Source organism: Streptomyces angustmyceticus (genome assembly GCF_019933235.1).
Classification (GTDB): Bacteria; Actinomycetota; Actinomycetes; order Streptomycetales; family Streptomycetaceae; genus Streptomyces; species Streptomyces angustmyceticus.
Map to the genome: position 1 here is coordinate 6903512 of NZ_CP082945.1, position 23664 is coordinate 6927175.

22 protein-coding genes are annotated in these 23664 nt (G+C 73.2%); 9 read left to right on the forward strand and 13 right to left on the reverse strand.

What is annotated here, in order from left to right; all coding sequences use genetic code 11:
- Nucleotides 1-40 precede the first annotated feature (40 nt).
- Genes K7396_RS30900 through K7396_RS30920 form a run of 5 tightly spaced genes read left to right on the forward strand, consistent with a single transcriptional unit; the run spans nucleotide 41 to nucleotide 2207 of the window.
- Complete coding sequence (locus K7396_RS30900) at nucleotides 41-562, forward strand: gas vesicle protein (RefSeq protein WP_086716422.1); 522 nt, start codon at nucleotides 41-43, stop codon at nucleotides 560-562.
- A complete protein-coding gene (locus K7396_RS30905) occupies nucleotides 559-1374 on the forward strand; it encodes a GvpL/GvpF family gas vesicle protein (protein ID WP_086716423.1) in 816 nt (271 codons plus the stop codon). Before K7396_RS30900 ends, K7396_RS30905 begins: the two co-directional genes overlap by 4 nt.
- Nucleotides 1371-1622, forward strand: a complete 252-nt coding sequence (locus K7396_RS30910; protein ID WP_086716424.1) for a gas vesicle protein — start codon at nucleotides 1371-1373, stop codon at nucleotides 1620-1622. Before K7396_RS30905 ends, K7396_RS30910 begins: the two co-directional genes overlap by 4 nt.
- Nucleotides 1609-2016, forward strand: a complete 408-nt coding sequence (locus tag K7396_RS30915; protein WP_086716425.1) for a gas vesicle protein K — start codon at nucleotides 1609-1611, stop codon at nucleotides 2014-2016. Before K7396_RS30910 ends, K7396_RS30915 begins: the two co-directional genes overlap by 14 nt.
- Nucleotides 2017-2033: 17 nt before the next feature.
- Complete coding sequence (locus K7396_RS30920) at nucleotides 2034-2207, forward strand: CsbD family protein (protein WP_086716438.1); 174 nt, start codon at nucleotides 2034-2036, stop codon at nucleotides 2205-2207.
- A gap of 7 nt (nucleotides 2208-2214) precedes the next feature.
- On the opposite strand, the gene K7396_RS30925 is transcribed toward K7396_RS30920, so the two are convergent.
- A complete protein-coding gene (locus tag K7396_RS30925; RefSeq protein WP_086716426.1) occupies nucleotides 2215-3183 on the reverse strand; it encodes an SDR family NAD(P)-dependent oxidoreductase in 969 nt (322 codons plus the stop codon).
- Between the two features lie 365 nt (nucleotides 3184-3548).
- Here K7396_RS30925 and K7396_RS30930 point away from each other — a divergent pair, with 365 nt between their 5' ends.
- Nucleotides 3549-3875, forward strand: coding sequence for a plasmid stabilization protein (locus K7396_RS30930; protein ID WP_086716427.1), 327 nt, complete (start codon nucleotides 3549-3551; stop codon nucleotides 3873-3875).
- A gap of 109 nt (nucleotides 3876-3984) precedes the next feature.
- Here the strand turns inward: K7396_RS30930 and K7396_RS30935 are convergent, their stop codons facing one another.
- Both K7396_RS30935 and K7396_RS30940 read right to left on the reverse strand, forming a co-directional pair.
- Nucleotides 3985-4998 carry an SRPBCC family protein gene (locus K7396_RS30935; protein WP_086716428.1) on the reverse strand — a complete coding sequence of 338 codons (1014 nt, stop codon included), beginning with the start codon at nucleotides 4996-4998 and terminating at the stop codon, nucleotides 3985-3987.
- Between the two features lie 6 nt (nucleotides 4999-5004).
- On the reverse strand, nucleotides 5005-5871 hold the full coding sequence (locus tag K7396_RS30940) for a histone H1-like repetitive region-containing protein (RefSeq protein WP_107421148.1): 867 nt from the start codon (nucleotides 5869-5871) through the stop codon (nucleotides 5005-5007).
- A 347-nt stretch (nucleotides 5872-6218) separates the two neighbouring features.
- Between K7396_RS30940 and K7396_RS30945 the strand changes: the two genes are divergently transcribed.
- Nucleotides 6219-7745: an alpha/beta hydrolase gene (locus K7396_RS30945; protein WP_086716429.1), complete on the forward strand. Its 1527-nt coding sequence runs from the start codon at nucleotides 6219-6221 to the stop codon at nucleotides 7743-7745.
- A gap of 42 nt (nucleotides 7746-7787) precedes the next feature.
- Here K7396_RS30945 and K7396_RS30950 read toward each other — a convergent pair whose 3' ends face one another.
- The 6 genes from K7396_RS30950 to K7396_RS30975 form a co-directional block, all read right to left on the reverse strand.
- Nucleotides 7788-8015: a DUF6458 family protein gene (locus K7396_RS30950; protein WP_086716430.1), complete on the reverse strand. Its 228-nt coding sequence runs from the start codon at nucleotides 8013-8015 to the stop codon at nucleotides 7788-7790.
- 119 nt (nucleotides 8016-8134) lie between these two features.
- On the reverse strand, nucleotides 8135-9151 hold the full coding sequence (gene ku / locus K7396_RS30955) for a non-homologous end joining protein Ku (RefSeq protein WP_086716431.1): 1017 nt from the start codon (nucleotides 9149-9151) through the stop codon (nucleotides 8135-8137).
- Between the two features lie 151 nt (nucleotides 9152-9302).
- Nucleotides 9303-10694, reverse strand: coding sequence for a DUF2252 domain-containing protein (locus K7396_RS30960; protein WP_086716432.1), 1392 nt, complete (start codon nucleotides 10692-10694; stop codon nucleotides 9303-9305).
- A 21-nt stretch (nucleotides 10695-10715) separates the two neighbouring features.
- Nucleotides 10716-11123, reverse strand: coding sequence for a DUF7144 family membrane protein (locus K7396_RS30965; RefSeq protein ID WP_086716433.1), 408 nt, complete (start codon nucleotides 11121-11123; stop codon nucleotides 10716-10718).
- Nucleotides 11124-11221: 98 nt separating this feature from the next.
- A complete protein-coding gene (locus K7396_RS30970; protein ID WP_086716434.1) occupies nucleotides 11222-12061 on the reverse strand; it encodes a hypothetical protein in 840 nt (279 codons plus the stop codon).
- 99 nt (nucleotides 12062-12160) lie between these two features.
- Nucleotides 12161-12898, reverse strand: a complete 738-nt coding sequence (locus tag K7396_RS30975; protein WP_086716435.1) for an SDR family oxidoreductase — start codon at nucleotides 12896-12898, stop codon at nucleotides 12161-12163.
- A gap of 189 nt (nucleotides 12899-13087) precedes the next feature.
- Between K7396_RS30975 and K7396_RS30980 the strand changes: the two genes are divergently transcribed.
- A complete protein-coding gene (locus tag K7396_RS30980) occupies nucleotides 13088-13966 on the forward strand; it encodes a helix-turn-helix transcriptional regulator (protein WP_086716436.1) in 879 nt (292 codons plus the stop codon).
- Here the strand turns inward: K7396_RS30980 and K7396_RS30985 are convergent.
- Nucleotides 13939-14784, reverse strand: coding sequence for a helix-turn-helix transcriptional regulator (locus K7396_RS30985; protein WP_086716437.1), 846 nt, complete (start codon nucleotides 14782-14784; stop codon nucleotides 13939-13941). The two genes, K7396_RS30980 and K7396_RS30985, sit on opposite strands and share 28 nt — an antisense overlap.
- A gap of 831 nt (nucleotides 14785-15615) precedes the next feature.
- Between K7396_RS30985 and K7396_RS30990 the strand changes: the two genes are divergently transcribed.
- Nucleotides 15616-16275, forward strand: coding sequence for an HhH-GDP family DNA glycosylase (locus K7396_RS30990; protein WP_086721619.1), 660 nt, complete (start codon nucleotides 15616-15618; stop codon nucleotides 16273-16275).
- A 50-nt stretch (nucleotides 16276-16325) separates the two neighbouring features.
- Here the strand turns inward: K7396_RS30990 and K7396_RS30995 are convergent, their stop codons facing one another.
- The 3 genes from K7396_RS30995 to K7396_RS31005 all read right to left on the reverse strand — a co-directional run bounded on the left by K7396_RS30995 (nucleotide 16326) and on the right by K7396_RS31005 (nucleotide 23600).
- Nucleotides 16326-18737 carry a phosphoketolase family protein gene (locus K7396_RS30995; RefSeq protein ID WP_086721618.1) on the reverse strand — a complete coding sequence of 804 codons (2412 nt, stop codon included), beginning with the start codon at nucleotides 18735-18737 and terminating at the stop codon, nucleotides 16326-16328.
- Nucleotides 18738-18896: 159 nt separating this feature from the next.
- On the reverse strand, nucleotides 18897-19091 hold the full coding sequence (locus tag K7396_RS31000; protein ID WP_086721617.1) for a hypothetical protein: 195 nt from the start codon (nucleotides 19089-19091) through the stop codon (nucleotides 18897-18899).
- A 174-nt stretch (nucleotides 19092-19265) separates the two neighbouring features.
- Nucleotides 19266-23600: a bifunctional nitrate reductase/sulfite reductase flavoprotein subunit alpha gene (locus K7396_RS31005; RefSeq protein ID WP_152105057.1), complete on the reverse strand. Its 4335-nt coding sequence runs from the start codon at nucleotides 23598-23600 to the stop codon at nucleotides 19266-19268.
- Between the last annotated feature and the right edge of the window lie 64 nt (nucleotides 23601-23664).

Below are 23664 nucleotides of genomic sequence, written 5' to 3' on the forward strand. Positions count from 1 at the left end.
GCGAGGTGCAGGGGCCGTGAACGAACCCGTCGCCAGGAGGATGGGCGACTACCCGTCCCGGGCCGGCCCGTACGGGCAGGGGTCCTCGGCCAACCTCGCCGACATCCTGGAACGCGTCCTGGACAAGGGCATCGTCATCGCCGGTGACATCCAGATCAACCTGCTCGACATCGAGCTGCTCACCATCAAGCTGCGGCTGCTGGTCGCCTCCGTCGACAAGGCCAAGGAGATGGGCATCGACTGGTGGGAGCACGACCCCTCCCTGTCGTCCCGCGCCTCCGACGGCTACCGCTCGCTCGCCGACGAGAACCGGCGGCTGCGCGCCGAGATCGAGGCCCTGCGCGAGGGCGACGAACTGCCCGTGGTCGAGGGCGAAGCGGAGTACGAGGACGCCGAGTACGAGGAGGAAGCCGACGCCGACGACGAGGAAGCCGAGGAGGCCGAGGAGGAGAGCCGGCCCGCCGCCTCCCGCCGCCCCGCACGTCCCTCGCGCACCTCCCGCACCCCGCGCGGCAAACGGGCCGCGCCCGGCACCCGCGGCAAGCGGCGGGACGAGTCATGAACGAGGTCGTCACCTACGCCTACGCCGTCGCGCGGGACGCCGACGGCGCGCTGGAGGAGGCACTGGCCGGCCTGCCGGGCATCGCGGACGGACCGGTGCACCTGGTCCGCGCGCCGCGGCACCGTGAGGTGGTGGTCGCGGTGGGCCCGGTCCCCGAGCCGGACTTCGAGGAGGCCGCCCTGCGCGCGCACCTGGAGGACCTGGAGTGGCTGGAGTCGGTGGCGCGCGCCCACCACCGGGTGATCGAGGCGCTCGCCGCCCGGACGACCGTCCTGCCGCTCCGGCTGGCGACCGTCTACCTCGACGACGAACGGGTGCGGCAGATGCTCGACGCCCGCCAGGAGGCGTTCGCCGAGCGGCTGTCCGTCCTCGCCGCGCACACGGAGTGGGGCGTCAAGATCTACGTCGAGGCGCCCGCGGCCACCGACCGGCCGGCGGCGCCCCCCGCGGACACCGGCCTCAGCCCCGGACGGGCCTACCTCAGCCACCGCAAGGCCCAGCGGCACGCCCGCGACGACGCCTACCGGGACGCCGAAGAGGTCGCCCGCCGTGTCGAGGACGCGGCCCGCGGCCATGCGGTCGACCGGGTCCAGCACCGGGTGCAGCAGGGCGAACTCGCCCGCGGCCCCGGGGAGAACGTCATCAACGACGCCTACCTGGTGCCACTGGAGGACGGCGAGGACTTCCGCGCCGACGTCCTGCGGGCCGGCGAAGGGCGCTCCGGGGTGCGCGTCGAGGTCACCGGCCCCTGGGCCCCGTACTCCTTCGCCACGCCCCCCGAAGCCGCACCGCTGAAACGGGCCGCCCCGTGAGGCCCGCGGGCGGGCCGCCGGCACGGGCGGACGAACCACTGCCGGACCGGCAGATCGCACTGATCGACCTGCTGGACCGGCTGCTCAGCGGAGGCGTCGTCCTCACCGGCGACATCGTCCTGTCCATCGCCGACATCGACCTCGTACGCGTCTCGCTGCGCGCGCTGATCGTCTCCATCAGCGAACAGAACCCCTCCCCGTGGCGCGCCACCGCACCCCTGGCGGGGGACGACGATGACGGCCGGTGACCGCCGCCCCGGGAGCCGCTTCGACGATGTCGCCGACGCGGCCGCCCGCGCCTTCCGGCTGCTGCCCACGACCCCGCAGGACATCCGGCCCCCGTCCGGCCCGGGACCCCCCAGGCCGGCCCACCGGGTCAGCGCCGACCCCGACACGGTGGAGCGGGACCTGATCAAGCTCGTCCTCACCCTGGTCGAGCTGCTGCGCCAGCTCATGGAACGCCAGGCCCTGCAACGGGTCGACGCCGGAGACCTCACCGAGGAACAGGAGGAACGCCTGGGAGCGACGCTGATGATTCTCCACGACCGGATGGTGGAACTCTGCGCCCGCTACGACCTGACGATGCAGGACCTGAACCTGGATCTCGGGCCGCTGGGGACACTGCTGCCACCCGCCGAATGACCAGGGAGGAGCACGACATGGGCATCGGGAAGAAGACCAGGAACATGGGCCATATCGTCGAGGGAATGGCCAAGGAGACGACCGGGAAGGCCCTCGGCAACAAGAGCCTGCAACGACGCGGCAGCGCGGAAGTGGCCATGGGGCGCATGCGGCAGGCTGTCGAGAAGGGCAGGCACGCCCTGCGGCACTGACGCGCCCTCAGCGCTGGTTGAAGCGGTCGGCGGCCCGTTCGTTGAGGACGCCGAGCACACTGCGCAGCCGCCGGGCGGGCGGCTGCTCCCTGGCCGCGACCGTGGACCCGTCCGCGGTCCCGCGGGCGCCGTCGCGGGGCAGTACCCGGGCGAGCGCCGACGTCAGCCGGGTGGTGGCCACCGGCGCCAGCCCGTGCACCCTGGCGCCGAGCCGCGCGGCCGGCGTCAGCACGAGGCGCGGACGGCGGCGCTGCACCGCGGACACGATGCGCTCCGCGGCCCGCTCGGCGTTCATGGACAGCACCGGGGCCCCGGCCAGCGCCGAGAACCAGGCGTACTCCCGGCGCCGGTCCCCGCCGAAGAGGGCATGGAGATGCGACCCGGTGCGCATCAGGCCCGGGTGGACCGCCGTCACGGACACGCCGCGTGCGCCCTCCTCCGCGTGCAGCCCCTCGGCCAGCGCCGCCACCGCCGACTTGGCGCAGGAGTACGGCAGCAGATGCGGCACCGCGAGCAGCCCCCCGACCGAGCCGACGAGGGCCAGCCTGCCGCCGGCCGGGCTGCGCCGGAGGTGGGGGAGCGCGGCGAGCGCGGTGTTGAGGGCGCCGTTGAAGACGGAGTCCATGGCGTCGCGGAACCCGTCGGGGCCCAGCGCGTCCGCCGGGCCGACCTGGATGATGCCGGCGTTGGCGATGACGATGTCCAGCCCGCCGTGGTCCCGGGCGATCTCCGCGAGCCGGTCGTGCACCGCGGCCCGGTCCCGCACATCGCACACCACGCCGCGCACCGTTCCGCCGCGCCACTGGGCCAGTCGGGCGACGGCCCTGCCGAGTTCGGCGTCGTCGCGGGCCAGCAGCACGACGTCGCAGCCGCGCCGCAGCAGTTGGCGGGCCAGCAGCAGCCCGAGTCCCCGCGAGCCGCCGGTGACGACGGCGGTGAGCCCCGCGATCGGGGGAGCGGCCAGGAGCGTGCGCATGACGATCCTTCCCTTGGGCGCCGGTCGGCGCAGACGGGCCCGGTCCCGGGAGACACCGTGGCGCCGGTCGTCTGCTGCCTTCGACGCTAACGGGCACCGGGGCGCGGCGTACCGCGCTCACGCGCCGCTGAGCCGGGCGTTCGCCCGCTGCCCCGGCCGGGAATCCCGGGCAGTCAAGGGCGGCGGACGCCTCTGGCACCCGCGGGGGAGCGTTGGGCCGGTCGGGCGGCCCGGCACCACCCGGCGGCCCGGGTAGCGCGGCGCGGTCATCCGGGCTGAAGTGGAAGGTGCCGTACGCGGTACGGCGACCGCACCGTGCCCGCCGCCCGGTGCGGCAGCCACCTGCCCAGGTCGAGGAGGACAGCATGCCCGCCGGTTTCAGCAAGAAGCGCGAGCGCCAGTACGAGCACATCAAGGAGGGCGCCGAGGAACGCGGCGCGTCGACGAAGCGGGCCGAGGAGATCGCGGCACGCACCGTGAACAAGGAACGGGCGCGCGCGGGCGAGTCCCGCACCGCGAGCCGGGTCTCCACCCGGGACCCCAAGTCCGCCCCGCAGCGGGGCGGCGAACGCTCCCACAGCGGGGCCCAGGGACCGACCAGGGACCAGCTGTACGAGGAGGCCAGGAAGCGCGGGATCGAGGGCCGGTCCTCGATGAACAAGCAGCAGTTGCGCCGCGCCCTCGGCCGCTGAGCGGCCCCGCGAAGGGGTCAGCCGACGCCCGGCGGCCGCCCGCGCCACGCGGGCGGCCGCCCGGCAACGATGCCGCCGCCCGGCCCGCCCACGGCATCCGCCGGCCCGCTCACTCCTCTTCCTCCTCGTCTTCCTCCGCACCCTCATCAGCGAATTCGTCCTCGTCCTCGTACTCCTCCTCGGGCTCTTCCTCGTCCGCTTCTTCGTCCTCGTCGTATTCCTCGTCCTCCGCCTCGTCCCCCTCCTCGCCGTCGTACTCCGCGTCCGCTTCGTCCTCTCCCTCTTCGCCCTCTTCGCTCTCGGCCGCTTCGGCCTCCTCGTCCTCCATGGCCTCGTCGTGGGTGCGGACGACCTCACCGTCACGGATTTCCCCGCGCCAGCCCTCGGGCTCCTCGTCGGTGAGGGTGACGTAGCGCTGGAAGTGCTTGAAGTCCAGCCGGAGCCGGCGTCCCTGGACCCGCCAGACATTGCCGGTCTTCTCGAAGAATCCCGAGGCGTAGTACTCGACGACCAGCACGATGCGGGTCAGGTTGGGCGCCAGTTCGTGAAAACTGACGGCACCGCGGGTCGAGCCCTTGGCGCCTTCGGACGTCCAGACGATGCGCTCGTCGGGCACCTGCTCCTGGACGGTCGCCTTCCATCCCCGGGTGGACGGGCCGACCTTGGCCTTCCAGTCGCTGGTCGTCTCGTCGTGCAGCGACACATTGCGGACGCCCTTGGTGAAGCCGCTGAACTTCTCGTACTGCGTCCAGTGGTCATAGGCGGTGCGCAGCGGCACCCCGACATCCAGGACCTCGATGATGTTGGTGACCTTCTTGTCCCCGGATTTGCGCTTCTTGCCGCCGAAGAGGCCCTTGGCCTTGTCCACGACGGTGTCCTTGACGTTCTCCGCGGTCCCCTTGACGGCGGCCTTGACCGGAGAGTCACCGCCGAGGAGATTTCCCGCGATCTTGGACAGCGATCCGCCGTTCTCGGCGACATCCGTGAGCTGGCCCGTCACATCCATCAGTTTGTCGCCGGCCTTCTCGGCCAGATTCCCCACCCATTTCGTGGCGTAGTCGCCGAGTTCGCCGCGCAGCCGATCGAGTCCCGAGTCCGCGTTGTCCTGTTGCGTCTTGGTCATGACCGGTTACCTCCGGCGCTCGGAGCGCGATGATGTCTTCTTGGCGGTCTTCTTCGCGGCCGGTGCTGCCTTCTTGGCCGCGGCGGTCTTCTTCGCGGGAGCCTTCTTGGCCGCGGTCTTCGCTGCCGTCTTCCCGGCTGTTTTCTTGGCCGCGGTCTTTTTGCCCGTGGTCTTCTTCGCGGCGGTCTTCTTGGCGGCCGTCTTCTTCGCCGCGGCCTTCTTCGCCGGTGCCGCCTTCTTGGCCGGGGCCTCGGCCGCGGTCTTCTTGGCCGCCGTGGTCTTCTTCGCCGTGGTCTTCTTGGCGGCGGTCTTCTTGGCCGGTGCCGCCTTCTTCGCCGTGGTCTCCTTCGCGTCGGCCCGTCCCGCCGCGGCCTTCTTCCCGGCGGCCCTCGTGGTGCGCCGGGCCGGGGGCTCCTCGGGCTCCTCCTCCGGTTCCTCTTCCTCTCCCTCCTCTTCTTCCTCGTCCTCGTACTCGTCCTCCTCGTACTCCTCCGGTTCCTCTTCCTCGTCGTACGCGTACTCCCCCTCGTCCTCCTCTTCCTCCTCCGGCTCCAGTCCGAGGCCGTCGAGCTTGAGGGAGCGTTCGTGGAGGGTGTCGGCGAGGCCCGTCAGGCGGCGGTTTGCGGCCGTGGTCAGGGCCTTGCGGCCCGCGTCCAGCACCTCTCCGCGCAGTTGGTCCCCCAGCTCCGCGACCTGCGGGATCTCGCCGAGCTTGCGCACCCCCTGTGTCACGAGCTGGCGCGGTTCGAGCCCGAATTGCCGTCCGGCGATATACGACGCCACCGTGAGCGCGAACCGGCCCTTCTTCGTACGGCCCAGCACATAGCCGCCGGCAAGCGCGGCGGCCAGCAGGACCTTGGTTCCGTCATTCATCGGTGCGTCACCCTTTCCCGGACGTTCTGCTGATCGGCGATCGTGCGGGCGCCGCCACCCAGCGGCGGAGTGCCGCCCTATCTCCAGGGTGATCGGAGTTCTGACCGGCGCATCTCGAGCGGACCGAAGAGCCCTGCGCGGTCACCCTGGGGAGGCGTCCGGTCCTGCTGCGTGGCGGGGTGCCCGGCGGGGCGTGCGGCGCCTGCGGCGGCGGGCTCACGGCAGGTGTGCGGGAGCCGGGCAACGGACCTAGGCTCGGAGGTATGCCGGGAACACGCCGTGCACCGTCTCGTGTGGGAGTAGGGGGAGCGCGGTGTGTTCGCCGGCGCCGGCTGTCCGCGCGCCCGATGGCCGTCGCGGCGGCCGTGGCGCTACTGGCCGCGTTCGGCGGAACTCCGGCCGCCGCGACAGCCGATGACCCCGATCTGACCTCGTTCTACCAGCAGAAACTGTCGTGGGAACACTGCGGGAAGGACCTGCAGAACGGCGCGACGACCGACACTGCGAGCCGGCCACCCGGTTTTCGGGGACGCCTGGAGTGCGCCCGCCTGGAGGTGCCCCGGGACTACCGCGACCCCGAACGAAGCACGATGCAGGTCCAGCTGATCCGGCTGAAGGCGACCGGGCCCGGAAAGCGGCTCGGTTCGCTGGTGATCAACCCCGGAGGGCCGGGTGCTTCCGGCGTCAACTATCTGATCGACAGCGGCAGCGCCTTCGAGCATCTGGGACAGCGCTACGACATCGTCAGCTTCGACCCCCGCGGCACCGGCCACACCGACCCGGTCTCCTGCGGCAGCAAGCTCACCCCGCCCGCGAGCGGCGCCGACGACAGCCTCGCCGCGAAGGAGAAGCGCATCAACGACGCCTGCGGCCGCTACTCCGGCGGGCTGCTGCGGTGGGTGGGCACCCCCGATGTCGCCCGGGACATGGACGTCCTGCGCGCCGCGGTCCGGGACGACAAGCTCAACTACCTGGGGTTCTCGTACGGCACCAAACTCGGGGCGGTCTACGCCCACGAGTTCCCCCGCAAGGTCGGCCGGATGGTCCTGGACAGCGTCGAGGACCCGACCAAGAACACCTGGCAGACCGCCCTGTCCCAGGCCCGTGGCTTCCAGCGGGCGCTGGACGACTTCGCCGCCGACTGCACCCGCCGCACGGACTGCCCGCTGGGCACCGACCGGCACAAGGCGCAGGACCAACTCCGCGACTGGTACCGGAAGTTGGGCGAACGGCCGATGAAGGCGAACGGGGAGACGGTGGACGAGACCAGCTATGTGTACGCCCTGCGCGAGGCGATGTACAGCAGGAGCGACTGGCCCCAGCTGCGCCAGGCGCTGGCACAGCTGCGGCGCGGCGACGCCTCGGGAATCCTCCGCCTGAGCGACACCGGCGGCAGCAGCGCCGTCCGTGACGCCGCCGTCCCGGCCCGGCGGATCGGCCAGGACGAACTGCCGTCGCAGGACCAGCTCTCCCTCCGGGCGATCGCCTGCCGGGACACCTCGGAACGCTACGGCGAACGCGACTACCCCCGGGCGCAGCGCGAACTCACCAAGGCCTCACCGCTGTTCGGCCCGGACATCGCGCCGACCCTGCTGGACTGCTACTCCTGGCCGGTGGCGGGCGACGACGCGTCCCGTGACGTCGCGGCGCCCGACGCGCCCCGGATGCTGCTCGTCGCGACCACCAACGATCCGGCGACCCCGTACCAGGGCGCCTTCAACATGGCCCGTGAGCTGGACAATTCCAGCGTCGTGCTGACCTTCCACGGGGAGGGGCACGCCGCCTACACCACCGGCGACCCCTGTGTGCAGCGCCATGTCGACGACTTCCTGCTGGACGGGACCCTGCCGAAGGGCCCGGTCTCCTGCGGCTGAGCGGACCGTGGTGGGGGAGCGGGCCTTCGGCCGGCGCGGCGACTACCGGTAGTAGCGGTTGTCCTCGACGTCGACGACCGGGGCGCCGGGGGAGGGCGGCTGGGTGCGCCGCCGCTTGAGGATGCTCACGTACGTGGCGAGGCCGATGACGCCGACGATCATCATGATGATCCCCACCAGGTCGACATTGATCCCCGCTATGTGCCAGTCGACGGCGAACGTGAGGATGGCCCCCACCGCGAGCAGACCGATGCACCCGCCGATACCCATGGTGTCAGCCTCCGTAACTGTTCCGTCGTCAAGGCGTGTTGAGGGGCGCGTACCCCGGCGCGGGCGCCTTATGTGCGGATTTCCGGGTGGCCGACGGCCACGGCCGCCTCCGACGGGGCTCAGCCGGCCCGCCGTCCGCCCCTGCCCGCGGTCTTCTTCGCCGGAGCGGCCTTCTTGGCGGCGGCCTTCGTCGCGGCGGTCTTCTTGGCGCTGCTGTTCGCCGCGGCGGACTTCTTCGCGCCCGGCTTCGCCTCCGACGCCGCCGCCGTCTTCGCGGTCTTCTTGGCGGTGCTCTTCTTCGCGGTACGGCCCGTTCCGGCACCGCGCGGCGTGCCCTCGTCCGCCTCCTCGCCGCGCGACTTCCTGGCCGCGCGGACACTGTCCTGAAGGGCCGCCATCAGGTCCATCACCTGCCCGGCCGGCTGCTCGGCGCCTTCCGGGAAGGCCGGCTCGCGATGCGCCAGCTTCGCCGCCACGATCTCTTCGAGCGCCTCACGGTAGTGATCGTGCAGATCGTCCTCCGACAGCTCCCCGAAGGAGTCCATCAGGGCCTCGGCGGCCGACACCTCGTTGCGGGCGACCTCCGCCGGCCGCTCGGGCAGCACCCCGTCCATCGGGCGGATCTGGTGCGGCCACAGCAGCACCTGCATGACCAGCACGCCCTCCACCGGGCGGATCATCGCGAGCTGCTCGCGCCCGTGCAGCGCGATCTTGCCGAGCCCGACGCGCTGGTGCCGCTCCATCGCCTCGCGCAGCAGGACATAGGGCTTGGCCGCGGCGGGGCTGTCGACGCCCAGGTAGTAGCCCTTGCCCATCTGCAGCGGGTCGATGTCGCCGCCCGCGACGAAGGCCAGGATCGTCAGGGTCTTCGCGGTCGGCAGCGGCAGCGCGTCCAGGTCGTCGTCGCTCAGCGGTACGACGGTGTCGCCGCCCTCGGGCTTGTAGCCCCGGCCGATCTCGTCCGGCGGGATCTCGATGCCCTCCAGCGAGCACACCGGCTGATTGCGCACGCGCCCGCCGTCCGCCGTGTGGATCCGCGCGAAGCTGACCGAGGCGGAGCTGTCCGTGGCGTTGTACGCGGCGACCGGGATCGTGACCAGGCCGAAGCTGATGGAGAACTTCGCCGTGGGGCGCATGGGGGCCGCCTTCTTGGGAGCCGTTCGGCACCATGCTAGGCGGGGTGGCCGGGGCGTACATCCCGGACGGACCCCGGTGTGCCGATCGGGTGGCGGTGGCCCGGTCCGCGGCCGCGGCCGCGTCCGGGCGTGCCCCGCGGTCCGCCGCCGCTCAGGAGGACGCGGCCGTGACCCGGCCCTCCCGCACCGCCTCCCCGAGCGCCTGGTGATCGAGCTCGTTGCGGTCCGCGTAGCGCTCCGCGAACCGTGCCAGCGCCTCGTCGAAGACGGTGCTCCGGCCGAGGTAGGCGCCGATCGCGATCCGGTCGCCGGACCTGGCGTGCGCGCGGGCCAGGGTGGCCCCGCAGCGCACGGCGAACCGCCGCATGCCGGTCGGCACCATCGCGTCCGCCGGCATGATGCCCTTCCAGTCCCGCAACTGGCGCAGGTAGAAGTCGCGTTGCCGCCCGTCGATACCGGTGGTCCGCTCCCAGCCGAGGAAGATGTCGCCCGCCGCCTGCATCAGCCGCTGGCCGGCCACGACGCGCTCGCCCTGGTGGGTGTGGGGCCCCGGACCGGCGTACGGGGCCAGGACCGACTCGTCGGCCTCCTTCGCCTGCAGCAGCAGCGGGTCGTCCAGGTCCTTGCCCACCAGCAGCACGACCCAGCACCGGGTGCCCACGCTGCCCACCCCGACGACCTTGCGCGCCACATCGACGACCCGGTACTGCTCCAGCAGCCGGCGGTGGTCCGACCGCAGAGTGCGGCCGTAGTTCTCGACCAGACGGCGGATCTGGTCCATCAGCTGGTCGCGCTCGATGTCCGGCATCAGATCGTCCAGCGGCACGATCAACGGCGGATCGGCGGCGAACCGCACCTGGCCGCCGCTCCTGCGGGTCAGCTTGCGATACGCCTGCACGGTGTCGCGGGTACGGGCCTCCGCGATGGTGCGGGACAGCGCCGCCCGGCCCCGGCCGTCCAGTTGCTCCGCCTCCTCGGCCTCCACGTCGGCCATGTCGGCATGGGCGTACCAGACCTCCAGGGTGCGCAGGTCCGCGTAGCGGCGCATCTGCTCGCGGTAGGACGCGCAGGCGGCCCGGACGATGCCGGTCCGCACCTTCTCGGGGAAGCCGTTCCCCCGCCCCGCGATGGCGAAGCTGGCCGCCAGCCGTTTGACGTCCCACTCCCACGGGCCGGGCAGGGTCTCGTCGAAGTCGTTGATGTCGAACATCAGATGGCGCTCGGGGGAGGCCAGCAGCCGGAAGTTCAGCAGATGGGCGTCCCCGCACAACTGGGTGCGCAGCCCCGTGGACGGCGTGGCCGCCAGGTCCGCCGCCATGATGGCGGCGGCGCCGCGGTAGAAGCGGAAGGGCGACTCCAGCATCCGGCCGTAGCGCAGCGGCACCAACTCCGGTACCCGCAGGGCCGACTGCCGCTCGATGATGTCGACCGGGTCCTCACGGGCGGCCGTCACGCCGAACTCCGCGTGAACGGAGCGGGGCACTTCGGAGCGAAGTGCCCTGCCCTGTTCCGCGCGTTCCTGCGGGGTGGGTGCGGAGTCCATGGCCGGGGCCGGTGGTTCAGATCACCGGGTGGCCGTCGCGTGATGGTGGTGGTTGTCGTCCGTACACAGCGCCCACATGATGAAGATGTTGATGGCGACCAGCACGATCGCCCAGAACGGGTAGTGGGGGATCCACAGGAAGTTCGCCAGCGCACCGAAGCCCGCCAGGATGACGCCGAGCACCCGCGCCCACATCGCGCCGGTGGCGAGCAGCGCGACACCCGCGAGGAGGATGACGATGCCCACGATGAGGTGGATCCATCCCCAGCCCGTGAGGCTGAAGGAGAAGACGTAGTTCCGCGTGGTGACGAAGAGGTGGTCCTTGGCGATGGCGGAAATGCCCTCCAGGAAGGTCATCGCGCCACCGAAGATCATCAGAACTGCGGCGAAGGCGGTCCAACCGCCCACACTGTGCTTCTGAGTGGCCATGGGTCACTCCTCACTTGAGAAACCTGGCCGTCCGAACCGGACCTGCCGACCGTCATGCAGTGTCATCCACCGTGGCACACGTCCTGGTCGGCCGCATGTCAGGGACGTTCGAAGCCCTGCAGCACCCCGGCCCCCGCGAAGCACAGCGCTCCCGTGAGCGTCCCCCCATTGGCGATGCCGACGCTGACCGGGCTCCGGGTCTCCGGCCGGGTGAAGGCGGCCAGCGCGGCCACCATGAAGAGCACCGACCCGAGCTGGTTGACCACGACGATCCACCAGCCGATGCTGCGCCGGTGCAGGCACAGCGGCCGGTGGCACACCTCGACGACCGCCAGTTGCCCCGAGATCAGGAACAGCAGGCACCCGATCATGTCGGGCGCCCAGACCAGCCGGTTCATCTGCTGGACCGTGAGTCCCTGCAGAAACGAATCCAGCAGGTTGACGCCGAACACCAGCGTCCCGGCGAACAGCACGAACGTGCTCAGCCAGTCGATCCGGCCCGGCTCGTAGCTCCACCACCGGAAGCGGTGCACGGTCAGCGCACCCGCCCGGCTCTCCCGGCGCGGCGCGTTGACGGCCTGGACGAGTGAGGCGTAGCCGCCCAGGGTGAAGAACACGCCGCCGACGAAGTAGATCGTGGCGGTCGCGGTGGGGCCGGCCGAGTCGACCTGGGCGAGCGCCGCCCCCAGGGCGAACAGCGCCCCGCCGACGACGAAGGAGACCGCGGCGACGCCGTTGAGCCGGCGCAGCCGGACCAGCGTCGCCTCGTCGGCGCGCCGCGGGCTGCTTTGGGTGGCCCCGGCGGGGCGCACCGCGAGCGTCCCGCGCTTGCGGGCCGCCCGCGACTCCCAGACGGCGGTGTCACCGGCATCGAGACGCCAGGTCAGCCGGGTGGTGAAGGGCCCCGCGCCCTCGGCCCACTCCTCGGAATTCGCCACCGGCCGAGCCTAACGATCCCGTACGGGAAAGCCGGTAACGCCTCGTCGGCCCGTGGCGTCGCCGGGCGGGGACGGAGTGGCCCGGCCCGCGCGGGGGGCTCAGCCCTGGGCGGTGGGCCGGACGACGAGCTCGTTCACGTCCACGGAAGCCGGCTGCTCGACGGCGAACGCGACGGCGCGGGCGATCGCCTCCGGCGGTATCGCGAGCCGGTCCCGCATCTCCCCGATCTGCGCTCTGACCTGCGGATTCGTTGAGGCATCGGCGAAGTCGGTGCGGACCACGCCGGGCGAGACGGTGGTCACCCGCACGGAGTCGCCGGCCTCCTGGCGCAGGCCCTCGCACAGGGCACGGACCGCGACCTTCGTGGCCGCGTAGACCGCCATGGCCGGGACGACGCGGAAGGCGGCCGTGGAGGCGGTGGTGATGAAGTGGCCCGTGCCCTGCGCCCGGAAGACCGGCAGCGCGGCGCCGATGCCGTGCAGCACGCCCTTGAGGTTGACGTCGACCATCCGGTCCCACTCGTCGACGCGCAGATCGTCGAGCGGCGAGATCGTACCGGCCCCGGCGTTGCCGACCAGGACGTCGAGCCGGCCGAACCGTTCGACGGCCAGGGCGACCAGGGCGTGCAGGTCCGCCCGCCGGGTCACGTCCGTGCGGGTCTGGACGGCCGTGCCGCCCGCTGCCTCGATCCGCGCCACCAGCTCCGCGAGGCGCTCGGACCGGCGGGCGCCGAGGACGAGCCGGGCACCCCGCTCGGCGAGCAGCAGCGCGGTCGCCTCGCCGATGCCGCTGCTCGCTCCCGTGATCGCCACGACCTTGCCGTCGATTCCGGACATGGTGTCTTCCTCTTCCTTCTCGTTCGCCGCCGGTGCCGGCGAACGAGAAGGAACGCCGTGGCGCACCCGGGCCCGCCGGCACCGGAAAGACCGCGGTGAGAGCCCATGAGGCCCCCACGCGGAGTCCAGTCTGCGAAGAGCTGAGCCTGGTATCCAGAATCCCGTTATTCTGGAACTAGAATTGCCACCATGCAGAGGCAACCGGAGCAACGCCGTGAACTGGGCGCCTTCCTGCGCAGCCGCAGGGAGCGGCTGACCCCGGACGAGGTCGGCCTGCCGTCCACCGCCCGGCGCCGTACCCCGGGCCTGCGCCGGGAGGAACTCGCGCTGCTCGCCGGGATCAGCGCCACCTGGTACACGTACCTGGAACAGGGCCGCGACATCCGCGCCTCGGACCAGGTGCTCGACGCCCTCGCCCGGGTGCTGCGCCTCGACGCGTACGAGCGCGGACATCTCCACCGCCTCGCCGGACACGCGCCCGCGGCGGAAGCGGAGGAACCCGAGCCGCTCGCCGCCGAGGTGGCGGCCGTGCCCCTCCTGCTCCAGCCGCACCCGGCGTACATCATCGGCGGCACCTACGACGTGCTCAGCTGCAACCCGGCGGCCGACGAACTGTTCCCGAACCTCACCGCGGCGGCGGACCGGCCGGCGAACTTCGCCCGCTGGGTGTTCCTCGACCCCGCCGCCCGGGACGTCCTGGTCGACTGGGAGCCCGACGCCCGCGGCCTGCTCGCCCGTCTGCGGACGCTGGCCGGACGCCACCCGGGAAACCCCCGCTACACCCGGCTGATCGACGAGCTGAAGGAGGGCAGCCCGGAGGTGCGCGCCTGGTGGCCGCGGTACGACGTCCAGGACCGGCACGGCGGCCGCAAACGGCTCCGGCACCCGCGACGCGGCACGGTCGACTTCGCCTACACCGCATTCCACCTGGCCGGACAGCCGGAACAGACGCTGGTGATCTATTCCGACGACGGGGCCGCACCTTCGCGGGAGGGCGACGAGGCGGACGCCGCGCGGACGAGGCGGAGGAGCGCCAGGCCCTACGGCCGGCGGCGCGGGGCGGGCTGACGGCCGGTGGCGTGGAGGGAACCGAGGAGGCTGAGCGCGTGCGCGCTGGGGCTCTCCGGTTCGGCCTGGTAGACGACGAGTTGCTGTCCGGGGGCGTCGCGGACGTCGAGGGCCTGGTAGGTGAGGGTGAGCGGGCCGACGTCCGGGTGGAGGAAGTGCTTGGCCTCGCGGGTCTTGCCGCGCACCGTGTGGGTGTTCCACAGGCGGGTGAACTCCGCGCTGTGCCCGGTGAGGGTGGTGAGGAGTTCCCGCAGCCGCGGATCGCCGGGCGCGAGGCCCGCCGCCTGGCGCAGGTTGGCGACGGTCACCTCGGCGGTCCGGTCCCAGTGTGCGTAGAAGTGCCGGGCCGCGGGGTCGAGGAAGGCCATCCGCGCCAGGTTGTCGGCGGGCTGGAAGGGCGCGTACAGGGCGTCGGCCAGGGCGTTGGCGGCGAGGATGTCCAGGGTCCGGTTGATCACGAACGCCGGGGTGTGCGGGCAGCCGTCCATCAGTTGGCTCAGCGTGCTGCTGACCGTCTCCGCGGTGGGGGCGAACCGGTCGTCGGGGACGGTCCCGGCCAGCCGGAACAGATGTGTCCTGGCGTCCGCGTCGAGACACAGGGCACGGCCGAGGGCGTCGAGCACCTGCGATGAGGGGTGGCGCTCGCGGCCCTGCTCCAGGCGGGTGTAGTAGTCCGCGTTCATCCCGGCCAGGACGGCGACCTCCTCACGGCGCAGTCCGCTGACCCTGCGCAGCCCGTAGCTCGCCATGCCGACGTCCTGCGGCCGCACGCCCGCCCGGCGGGCCCGCAGGAACTCTCCGAGGTCGTTGTCAGCCATGCCGGTCAGGTTAGGCCGCGGGCCCCGCGCGGTGCCTGGGTGTGACGCACCCGGGCACCGTCCGTCCTGGCCGGGGCCGGGCGCCCCGCGCGGTCTCGGTCGGCGGGGCGCCTCCCGGACGCGCCTGCCGCCGGCCCCCGGGAGGCGGCATCCACCGCCGTACGCCCCGGGGGCGGTCCGGCGACCGAACAGGACGACAGAGACGAGGACTTCACCCATGACCGGACGTCTGCACGGCAAGGTCGCGCTGATCAGGTGCCCGGGGCGGGGACCGGGCCGGGCGCGGGACCTGGCTCCGGGCCCGGTGTCGGCGGTGGCGGGGTCGGGGGGACGGGATCCGGCTCGGGAGCCGGAGGCGAAGGGGGTACGGGATCGGGTCCCGGGGCGGGGACGGGGCCTGGTGCCGGGCCCGGCGTGGGTCCGGGCGGGCCGGGGCCCGGACCGGGAGTGGGCGGAACCGGGTCCGGATGGCCGGGGCCCGGCGGTCCTGGGGGCTGTCGCACCGTCATCTCCTCCTTCTGCGTCGCTCCTCGGCGGCCGCGCGCCGCACGCGCGCACCGCACGGCACGCTGGTCTCCTTGCCGGTCCCGCGCCGACCATGCGGAAGCCATCCGTACGGCACCCGGATGCCCCGCACCCGGATGCCGCCGCGCGCGTGGCCGCCGGGGCGTGGCCCCGCACCCGGTGCGCCGTTGCGCCCCATGGAGCAGCGGCGGTTTCCCGCCGCGCGGACCGGGGACCGTGACAGCACACCACCCACCGGACCGGCAAAGGACAGCGTGTGGCCCGCACTTCCCCCGGCGACCCGCGGCCTCTTCGCGAGGCCGCGCCATGAGCCCCCGCGGCGGGCGGCGGGCCCTCGCGCACACCCTGCTGGAGCGGCACGGCGAGACCTTCGCGGCACAGAGCGGCATCCGGCTCCGCAACACACCGCAGCCGCTGTACCAGGTGCTGGTGCTGGCCGGGCTGCTCAGCGCACGCATCCGCGCGTCGGTGGCGGTCGCGTCCGCGCGCGCCCTGTTCGACGCGGGGATGCGCACGCCGCGGCGGATGGCGGCGGCGACCTGGCAGCAGCGGGTCGACGCCCTGGGGGAGGGCGGCTACCGGCGCTACGACGAGCGCACCGCCACCCAGCTCGGTGACGGCGCCGCACTGCTGCTGGACGCGTACGGCGGCGATCTGCGCCGGATGCGGGACGAGGCCGGCGGCGACACCGCCGCGCTGCGCGGCGCCCTGCGGAAGGTGCCGGGTCTGGGGCCCGCGGGCTGCGACATCTTTCTGCGCGAGGTGCAGGGCGTCTGGCCCGAACTCGCCCCGTATCTCGACGCCAAGGCCGTCCAGGGCGCGGAGCGGCTGGGCCTGCCGGGCGACGGCCGGCAGCTGGCCCGGCTGGTCGGGCCGGACGATGCCGCCGCCTTCGCCTCCGGCCTGGTGCGCGCGGCCCTCGACCGGTCCGTCGTCGAGGACGTACGGGAGGCGGCGGGGGCCTGACCGGCGGGGGGCCTGGCCGGCGGAGGCGGATGCCGGGCGGCCCGGTGCCGTCAGTCCGCCCAGGTCCAGTCGGCGACCTCCGGCAGGTCCGTGCCGTGCTCGCGGATCCAGGCGTGGTGGCGGGTACGGACGTCCGCCATCGCCTGCCGCACCGCGACCGCGCGCACCCCGAGGCCCGGGACACGGTCGATCACATCCATCACCAGCCGGTACCGGTCGAGGTCGTTGCGCACGACCATGTCGAAGGGAGTGGTCGTGGTGCCCTCCTCCCGGTAGCCGCGGACGTGCAGGTCCCGGTGGCCGGTGCGGCGGTAGCAGAGCCGGTGGATCAGCCAGGGATAGCCGTGGTAGGCGAAGACGACCGGCTTGTCACGGGTGAACAGCGCGTCGTACTCGGGGTCCGGCATGCCGTGCGGATGCTCTCCCGGCGGCAGCAGCCGGGCCATGTCGACGACGTTGACCACCCGCACCGCCAGCTCCGGCAGATGCCGGCGCAGCAGACTCGCCGCCGCCAGCGTCTCCTGGGTGGGCACGTCCCCGGCGCAGGCCAGCACCACATCGGGTTCGGTGCCGTTCCCGGTGCCCGCCCATTCCCAGGCGCCGGCGCCGCGGGCGCAGTGGGCGCGGGCCTCGTCGAGGGTGAGCCAGTCGAAGCCGGGCTGTTTGCCGGCCACGATCACATTGACGTAGTCGCGGCTGCGCAGCGCATGATCGGCCACCGAGAGCAGGGTGTTGGCGTCCGGCGGCAGATAGACCCGGACGACCTCCGGGCTCTTGTTGAGGATGTGGTCGACGAAGCCGGGGTCCTGGTGCGAGAAGCCGTTGTGGTCCTGCCGCCAGACATGGGAGGTGAGCAGGTAGTTCAGCGAGGCGATGGGGCGCCGCCAGGGGATCCGGCGGGCGGTCCGCAGCCATTTGATGTGCTGGTTGACCATGGAGTCGACGATGTGCGCGAACGCCTCGTAGCTGGAGAAGAGGCCGTGCCGGCCGGTGAGCAGATAGCCCTCCAGCCAGCCCTGGCACAGGTGCTCGGAGAGCACCTCCATGACCCGGCCGTCGTGCGCGAGGTGCTCGTCGGTGTCGAGCGAGGCGGCCTGCCATGCCTTGCCGGTGGCGTCGTAGAGCGCCTCCAGGCGGTTCGAGGCGGTCTCGTCGGGGCCCACCACACGGAAGTCGCGGCGTTCGGCGGTGGCCTCCATGACCGCCGCCAGCAGCCCGCCGAGCACCCGGGTCGGCTCGTGCAGCCCGCTGCCGCGCCTGCCGACCTCCACCGCGTACCGCTCCAGCGGCGGGACGGGCAGATCGCGCAGCAGCAGGCCGCCGTTGGCGTGCGGTGAGGCGCCCAGCCGCCGCGACCCCTCGGGCACGCAGGCGAGCACGTCGGGGCGCGGCCGGCCCGCCTCGTCGAACAGTTCGTCGGGCCGGTACGAGCGCAGCCAGTCCTCCAGCTGCCGCAGATGCCCCGCGCTCTCGCGCACGCCGGGCAGCGGAACCTGGTGGGCGCGCCAGGTGCCCTCGACGGGCTGCCCGTCGACCTCGTGCGGACCGGTCCAGCCCTTGGGGGTGCGCAGCACGATCACGGGCCAGCGGGGACGGTCCGTCACGCCCTCGGTGCGGGCCCGGCGCTGGATGTCCGCGATCCGGTCCAGGGCGGTGTCCATGGCGGCGGCCAGCGCCTGATGGACCGTCGCCGGGTCGTCGCCGGCGACATGGAGCGGGTCGTGGCCGTAGCCGCGCAGCAGCGCGTCCAGCTCGTCCCGCGGGATCCGGGCGAGCACCGTCGGGTTGGCGATCTTGTAGCCGTTGAGGTGCAGCACCGGCAGCACCGCGCCGTCGTGCACCGGGTCCAGGAACTTCGTGGCGTGCCAGGACGCGGCGAGCGGTCCGGTCTCCGCCTCGCCGTCGCCGATCACACAGGCGACGAGCAGCTCCGGGTTGTCGAACGCGGCACCGTAGGCGTGGGTGAGGGAGTAGCCCAGCTCACCGCCCTCGTGGATCGACCCCGGCGTCTCCGGGGCGACATGGCTGGGCACCCCGCCGGGGAACGAGAACTGCCGGAAGAGCCGGGCCATGCCCTCGCCGTCCCGGCCGATGTCGGGGTACGTCTCGGAGTACGTGCCGTCCAGCCAGGAGTTGGCCACCACGGCCGGGCCGCCGTGCCCGGGGCCCCACACGCACAGGGCGTCCAGCTCGCGGGCCCTGATGACGCGGTTGAGGTGGGTGTGCACCAGGTTCAGGCCCGGGGAGGTGCCCCAGTGGCCCAGCAGCCGCGGCTTGATGTGCTCGGGGCGCAGCGGCGCCGTCAGCAGCGGGTTGGCCATCAGGTAGATCTGTCCGACGGCCAGGTAGTTGGCCGCCCGCCAGTGGGCGTCGAGCCGGTGCAGCTCGGCGGCGTCGAGGGGGCCCGGCGCCGTCGGTGCCCCGCTCGCCCCCGTCCCTGCCGCGTTCTGCGCGTCGGGCATGCTCATCTCCCTGTCAGGGTCGCGTGCAACGGGTGTGGAGCGCGTGCGCGGCCCCGGCCGGATCCGGCCGCCGGGGAGCACCTGCATGGTCGCGGCCTTCCGGGCGACGACGGCAGAGGCAGCGGCTCCGCGGGCAGGCGGGTGACCGGGGCGGGCCGGTCAGTCGGGCGGCTCGGGGACCGGGTGCTCGTCCGGTTCCGCGCCCGGCGGTTCCTCGGGGACCGGGCCCGGCTCGTCCGGTTCCGGCTCGGCGGGGACCGGGTCGTGCGGCACCGGGTCCGGATCGCTCGGCACCGGCTCGGGCCCCCTCGGCCGCGGTGCGGTGGTCATGGCATGGACGGTCGTCAGGGTCATGGCGCTCTCCTTCCTCCCCATCCTCCGTCCGATGCCCGGTACCGGCCCGTTCAAGAAATAAATCCGCGGGCGGACGGCGGAGCGCTCCGTTCGCGCGGTGATGGAGTGGTTCATGCAGTTGATGACGGCCAAAGCGGCGAAGGCGGGCGCCCCGGGCCCGGCCGGGCGGGTTCCTCAGTACACGTCGCGGACGTAGCGCTTCTCCGCCGCGAGCTGTTTGACGTAGCCGGCGGCCGCCTCCTCCGCCAGGCCGCCGTGGGCGACGGCGATGTCCCGCAGCGCGCGGTCCACGTCCTTGGCCATCCGGGAGGCGTCGCCGCACACATAGAAGTGGGCGCCGTCCCGGAGCCAGGACCACAGCTGGGCGCCGTGTTCGCGCATCCGGTCCTGGACGTAGACCTTGGCGCGCTGGTCGCGGGAGAAGGCGGTGTCCAGCCGGGTGAGCAGGCCCTCGCGGCGCAGCCGGCCGAGGGCCTCCTCGTGGTAGAAGTCCGTGGCCCAGCGCTGTTCGCCGAAGAAGAGCCAGTTGGGGGCACGGTGGCCGCGGGCCCGCCGCTCGTCGAGGAAGCCGAGGAAGGGCGCGACGCCGGTGCCGGGGCCCACCATCACCATCGGGGTGGCCGGATCGGCCGGCGGACGGAAGTGGGCGGCGCGCTGCACGAACACCGGCACCGGGCACCCGGGCTCGGCATCGGCCAGAAAGGTGGAGGCGACGCCCTTGCGCCGGTCGCCGCGGCGGTTCTCGTAGCGCACCACGGAGACCGTCAGACGGATCAGGGCGGGGTCGGTCAGCGGGCTCGACGAGATGGAGTACAGCCGCGGCTGCAGGCGTTTGAGGACGCCGGCCCACTCCGCCGCACCGGCCCGGACCGGGTGTTCGGCGAGGACGTCGACGGCCTGCCGGCTCCAGGTCCACTGGGCCAGCTCGCCCTTGTTGTCCGGCCGCAGCAGCTTCTTCAGGACGCGGTCACCGGTGCGTTCGGCGACCAGCCGGAGCAGGCCGGGGGTGATCCGGGCGATGTCCAGGTGGCGGTGCAGGGCCTCGCCCAGCGGCACCGTGCCCACGCCCGCGAGGTCGACGCCGGCGGCCGGGTCGAGTCCGGTGACGGCGAGCCACTCCGCGACCAGGTCCGGGCAGTTCCGCGGCAGCACCCCGAGCGCGTCCCCGGCCTCGTACTCCAGCGGTGCGCCGTCGCCCTCCCGGGTGTCGAAGGTGAACTGCCGCACCTCCTTGGCGGCCCCGGCCCGGCTGAGCAGCTGATTGCCGACGAGGCGGGCGGTGGCGGGCGCGGCCTTGGAGGGACGGGCGGACGTGCGCGCCGCGGGTGCGGCCTGCGGGGCGGGGGCCGCGGGGGCCCGGCCAGCGGCGGCGCGGGTGTCCGCACCACTCGCCGGCCCCGCACCGCCCTCGGTCCCCGCACCGCTCTCCGGCCCGGCCCCGCCGCCCGGTTCCGCCCCCGTCCCCTCGCCCGGCTCCGCGCCGGAGGCCAGGGCCGTGAGGACCTGGTCGAGCCACTGCCCCGCGGGCTGTTCGTAGTCCGGTTCGCAGTCCGTACGGGGCGCCAGCCGCTGCGCGCCCAGTTCGGCGAGCCGGTCGTCGAGCCGGCGGCCGTGACCGCAGAAGTCGTCGTACGACGAATCGCCCAGCGCGAGGACCGAGTAGCGCATACCGTCCAGCCGCGGGCTGTCCGGCGCGTTGAGGGTCTCCCAGAACCCCGCCCCGTTGTCGGGGGCGTCGCCGTCGCCGAAGGTGCTGGTGACCACGAGCAGATCGGCGCCGCGGGGCAGCGTGGCCGTTGCGCTGTCGGCCATGCTCAGCAGCGTCGCCTCCCGCCCGCTGCCCCGCAGCCGGCGGGCCGCGTCGGCGGCGGCCTCCTCCGCGTTGCCGGTCTGCGAGGCCCACAGGACGAGGACCGTACGGGCGGGCGGGGCGCCGGGCGTTTCGCCGGGGGCGTGGGCCGGGTCCGTCGCGGGTGTCTGCCGGGCGTCCGGCGTCCGCGAGAACATCCCGGCCAGCACGCCGTTGACCCACTGCGCGCTCTCCGGGGCGAAGGGCGCCAGGTCGGGCAGCACGGGCGTGCCGCCGGCGGGCCCGGCGCCCAGCCCGGCGAGGAATCCGGACAGATAGCGGCGTTCGTGCCCGGCCAGCTCCGGCGGGGCGGAACCGGCGAGCTGGAACACCTCGGTCAGTGCGGCCACCGCACCCGCCGTACCGGGGTGCTGGGCCGTACCGGGGCTCCGGCCCGCGTCGGCCCCGTCCGCGCCGCCCGTCCGCGCCGCCGCGTCCGTCCCGCCCTGCCCGTGCCCCGCCTCGCCCGCCACCCGGACCAGGGACACCGCGCACGCCTTGAACTCGGGCTGGAAGGAGACCGGGTCGACCGCGTCATGGGTCACCGCGTTGACGCTGAGATACTCACCGAACAGGTCGTTCCAGTGGAACGGCGCGAAGCAGTTCCCGGGCCGCACCCGGTCGGTCGGCACGGCGGGCAGCACCGCCCGGCCGCGCCGCGAGGCGACCTCGACGGCGTCGCCCTCCGCGATGCCCAGCGCCCGTGCGTCGTCCGGATGGAGCTCCACGAACGGGCCGGGGTTGAGCTTGTTCAGCTTGGCGACCTTGCCGGTCTTGGTGAGGGTGTGCCACTGGTGGGGCAGCCGCCCGGTGTTCAGCACGTACGGGAAGTCGTCGTCGGGCAGCTCGGCCGGCGGGAGGTGCGGGCGGGCGAAGAAGGCGGCCCGGCCGCTGGCCGTGGGGAAGGACAGCCGGGGGCGGGTGCCGTCCGGCCGCTCCCGCAGGGTCTGGCTGGTGCCGTCGTTGAGGTAGCGCACGGGGTTGCGGTCGGGGCCGTCGGCGGACGCGCTGGGCCACTGCACGGGGGTGTGCCGCAGCCGCTCGTAGCTCACGCCGCGCAGGTCGTAGCCGGTGTGCGGGTTCCAGGCGCGTTTGATCTCCTCGAATATCTCCTCCGCGCTCTGATACCCGAAGGCGTCCTCGTAGCCCATCTCGCAGGCGATCCGGGCGATGATCCGCCAGTCCGGCCAGGCCTCGCCCGGGGCGTCGGCGGCCTGCCGTACCAGCGTCAGGTTGCGCTCCGAGTTGACCATCACGCCCTCGGACTCGCTCCACATGGCCGCCGGCAGCACCACATCGGCGTAGGCGTGGGTCTCGGTCTCGGCGAAGACGTCCTGGGAGACGACGAAGTCCGCCGCCTCCAGCCCCTCGATGACCGTGCGGCGGTTGGCGACCGAGGCGACGGGGTTGGTGCAGATGATCCAGCACGCCTTGATGTCCCCGTCCGCCATCCGCCGGAACATCTCGACGGTCCCCTGGCCCCCTTCGTCCGCCCGCAGCGTCCCCGCCTCCAGACCCCACAGCTCCTCGACGAAGGCCCGGTCCGAGGCCACCAACGCCGAGCGCTGGCCGGGCAGGCCCGGACCCATGTAGCCCATCTCGCGGCCGCCCATCGCGTTGGGCTGGCCAGTGAGCGAGAACGGGCCGCTGCCGGGACGGCAGATCGCGCCGGTCGCCAGATGCAGGTTGACCAGCGCGTTGGTGTTCCAGGTGCCATGGGTGCTCTGGTTCAGGCCCATGGTCCAGCAGCTCATCCAGTCGCCCGCGGCGCCGATCCACTCCGCGGCCCGGCGCAGGTCCGCCTCCGGTATCCCGGTGAGCCCGGCGACCGTCGCGGGCGGATAGTCGCGCAGGAAGCCGGGCATCTCCTCCCAGCCCTCGGTGTGCTCGGCGATGAACTCCGGGTCGGTGGCGCCGTTTTCGACCAGCAGGTGCAGCAGGCCGTTGAGCAGCGCCAGGTCCGTGCCGGGCGCGATCTGCAGGAAGAGGTCGGCCTTGGCCGCGGTGGCGGTGCGCCGGGGGTCGACCACGATCAGCTTGGCGCCGGCCTTCACCCGCTCCATCATCCGCAGGAAGAGGATCGGATGGCAGTCGGCCATGTTGGAGCCGATGACGAAGAAGACGTCGGCGTGCTCGAAGTCCTGGTACGAGCCGGGCGGGCCGTCCGCGCCCAGCGACAGCTTGTAGCCGCTGCCCGCGCTCGCCATGCACAGCCGCGAGTTGGACTCGATGTGCCGGGTGCGGACGAAGCCCTTGGCGAGCTTGTTCGCCAGGTACTGTGCCTCCAGGGTCAGTTGGCCGGAGACGTAGAGGGCGAGGGCGTCCGGGCCGTGCTCGTCGACGAGGGCGCGCAGCCGCGCCGCGGTCTCCTTGACCGCGGTCTCCATCGCCGCGGGCGCCGGCGCGTCGCCGCGTCCCGCGCGGACCAGGGCACCCGACAGCCGCCCCGGCGCGGCGAGCAGCTCGGCGCTGGTCGCGCCCTTCGTGCACAGCCGCCCGCGGTTCGCCGGGTGGGCCTTGTCGCCGGCCGCCCCGCGGACCGTCCGCCGCCCGTCCGGGCCCGTCGCGACGTCCAGCACGATCCCGCATCCCACGCCGCAGTAGGAGCAGGCCGTCCGCACCTGCGTGACGCTCTCGGCCTGCGGTTCCGGTGCGGTCACGGGCGGTCCCCTTCGTGGTCGGCTGCTGCGCACCACGGTAGGAATCGCCCGTTAACCGGGTGTC

Bases quoted from the DNA above. Each gene is read 5' to 3' on its own strand.
- K7396_RS30900 (WP_086716422.1), top strand. From the start codon at position 41: ATGGGCGACTACCCGTCCCGGGCCGGCCCGTACGGGCAGGGGTCCTCG.
- K7396_RS30905 (WP_086716423.1), top strand. From the start codon at position 559: ATGAACGAGGTCGTCACCTACGCCTACGCCGTCGCGCGGGACGCCGAC.
- K7396_RS30915 (WP_086716425.1), top strand. From the start codon at position 1,609: ATGACGGCCGGTGACCGCCGCCCCGGGAGCCGCTTCGACGATGTCGCC.
- K7396_RS30920 (WP_086716438.1), top strand. From the start codon at position 2,034: ATGGGCATCGGGAAGAAGACCAGGAACATGGGCCATATCGTCGAGGGA.
- K7396_RS30925 (WP_086716426.1), bottom strand. From the start codon at position 3,183: ATGCGCACGCTCCTGGCCGCTCCCCCGATCGCGGGGCTCACCGCCGTC.
- K7396_RS30930 (WP_086716427.1), top strand. From the start codon at position 3,549: ATGCCCGCCGGTTTCAGCAAGAAGCGCGAGCGCCAGTACGAGCACATC.
- K7396_RS30935 (WP_086716428.1), bottom strand. From the start codon at position 4,998: ATGACCAAGACGCAACAGGACAACGCGGACTCGGGACTCGATCGGCTG.
- K7396_RS30940 (WP_107421148.1), bottom strand. From the start codon at position 5,871: ATGAATGACGGAACCAAGGTCCTGCTGGCCGCCGCGCTTGCCGGCGGC.
- K7396_RS30945 (WP_086716429.1), top strand. From the start codon at position 6,219: ATGGCCGTCGCGGCGGCCGTGGCGCTACTGGCCGCGTTCGGCGGAACT.
- K7396_RS30950 (WP_086716430.1), bottom strand. From the start codon at position 8,015: ATGGGTATCGGCGGGTGCATCGGTCTGCTCGCGGTGGGGGCCATCCTC.
- ku (WP_086716431.1), bottom strand. From the start codon at position 9,151: ATGCGCCCCACGGCGAAGTTCTCCATCAGCTTCGGCCTGGTCACGATC.
- K7396_RS30960 (WP_086716432.1), bottom strand. From the start codon at position 10,694: ATGGACTCCGCACCCACCCCGCAGGAACGCGCGGAACAGGGCAGGGCA.
- K7396_RS30965 (WP_086716433.1), bottom strand. From the start codon at position 11,123: ATGGCCACTCAGAAGCACAGTGTGGGCGGTTGGACCGCCTTCGCCGCA.
- K7396_RS30975 (WP_086716435.1), bottom strand. From the start codon at position 12,898: ATGTCCGGAATCGACGGCAAGGTCGTGGCGATCACGGGAGCGAGCAGC.
- K7396_RS30980 (WP_086716436.1), top strand. From the start codon at position 13,088: ATGCAGAGGCAACCGGAGCAACGCCGTGAACTGGGCGCCTTCCTGCGC.
- K7396_RS30985 (WP_086716437.1), bottom strand. From the start codon at position 14,784: ATGGCTGACAACGACCTCGGAGAGTTCCTGCGGGCCCGCCGGGCGGGC.
- K7396_RS30990 (WP_086721619.1), top strand. From the start codon at position 15,616: ATGAGCCCCCGCGGCGGGCGGCGGGCCCTCGCGCACACCCTGCTGGAG.
- K7396_RS30995 (WP_086721618.1), bottom strand. From the start codon at position 18,737: ATGCCCGACGCGCAGAACGCGGCAGGGACGGGGGCGAGCGGGGCACCG.
- K7396_RS31000 (WP_086721617.1), bottom strand. From the start codon at position 19,091: ATGACCCTGACGACCGTCCATGCCATGACCACCGCACCGCGGCCGAGG.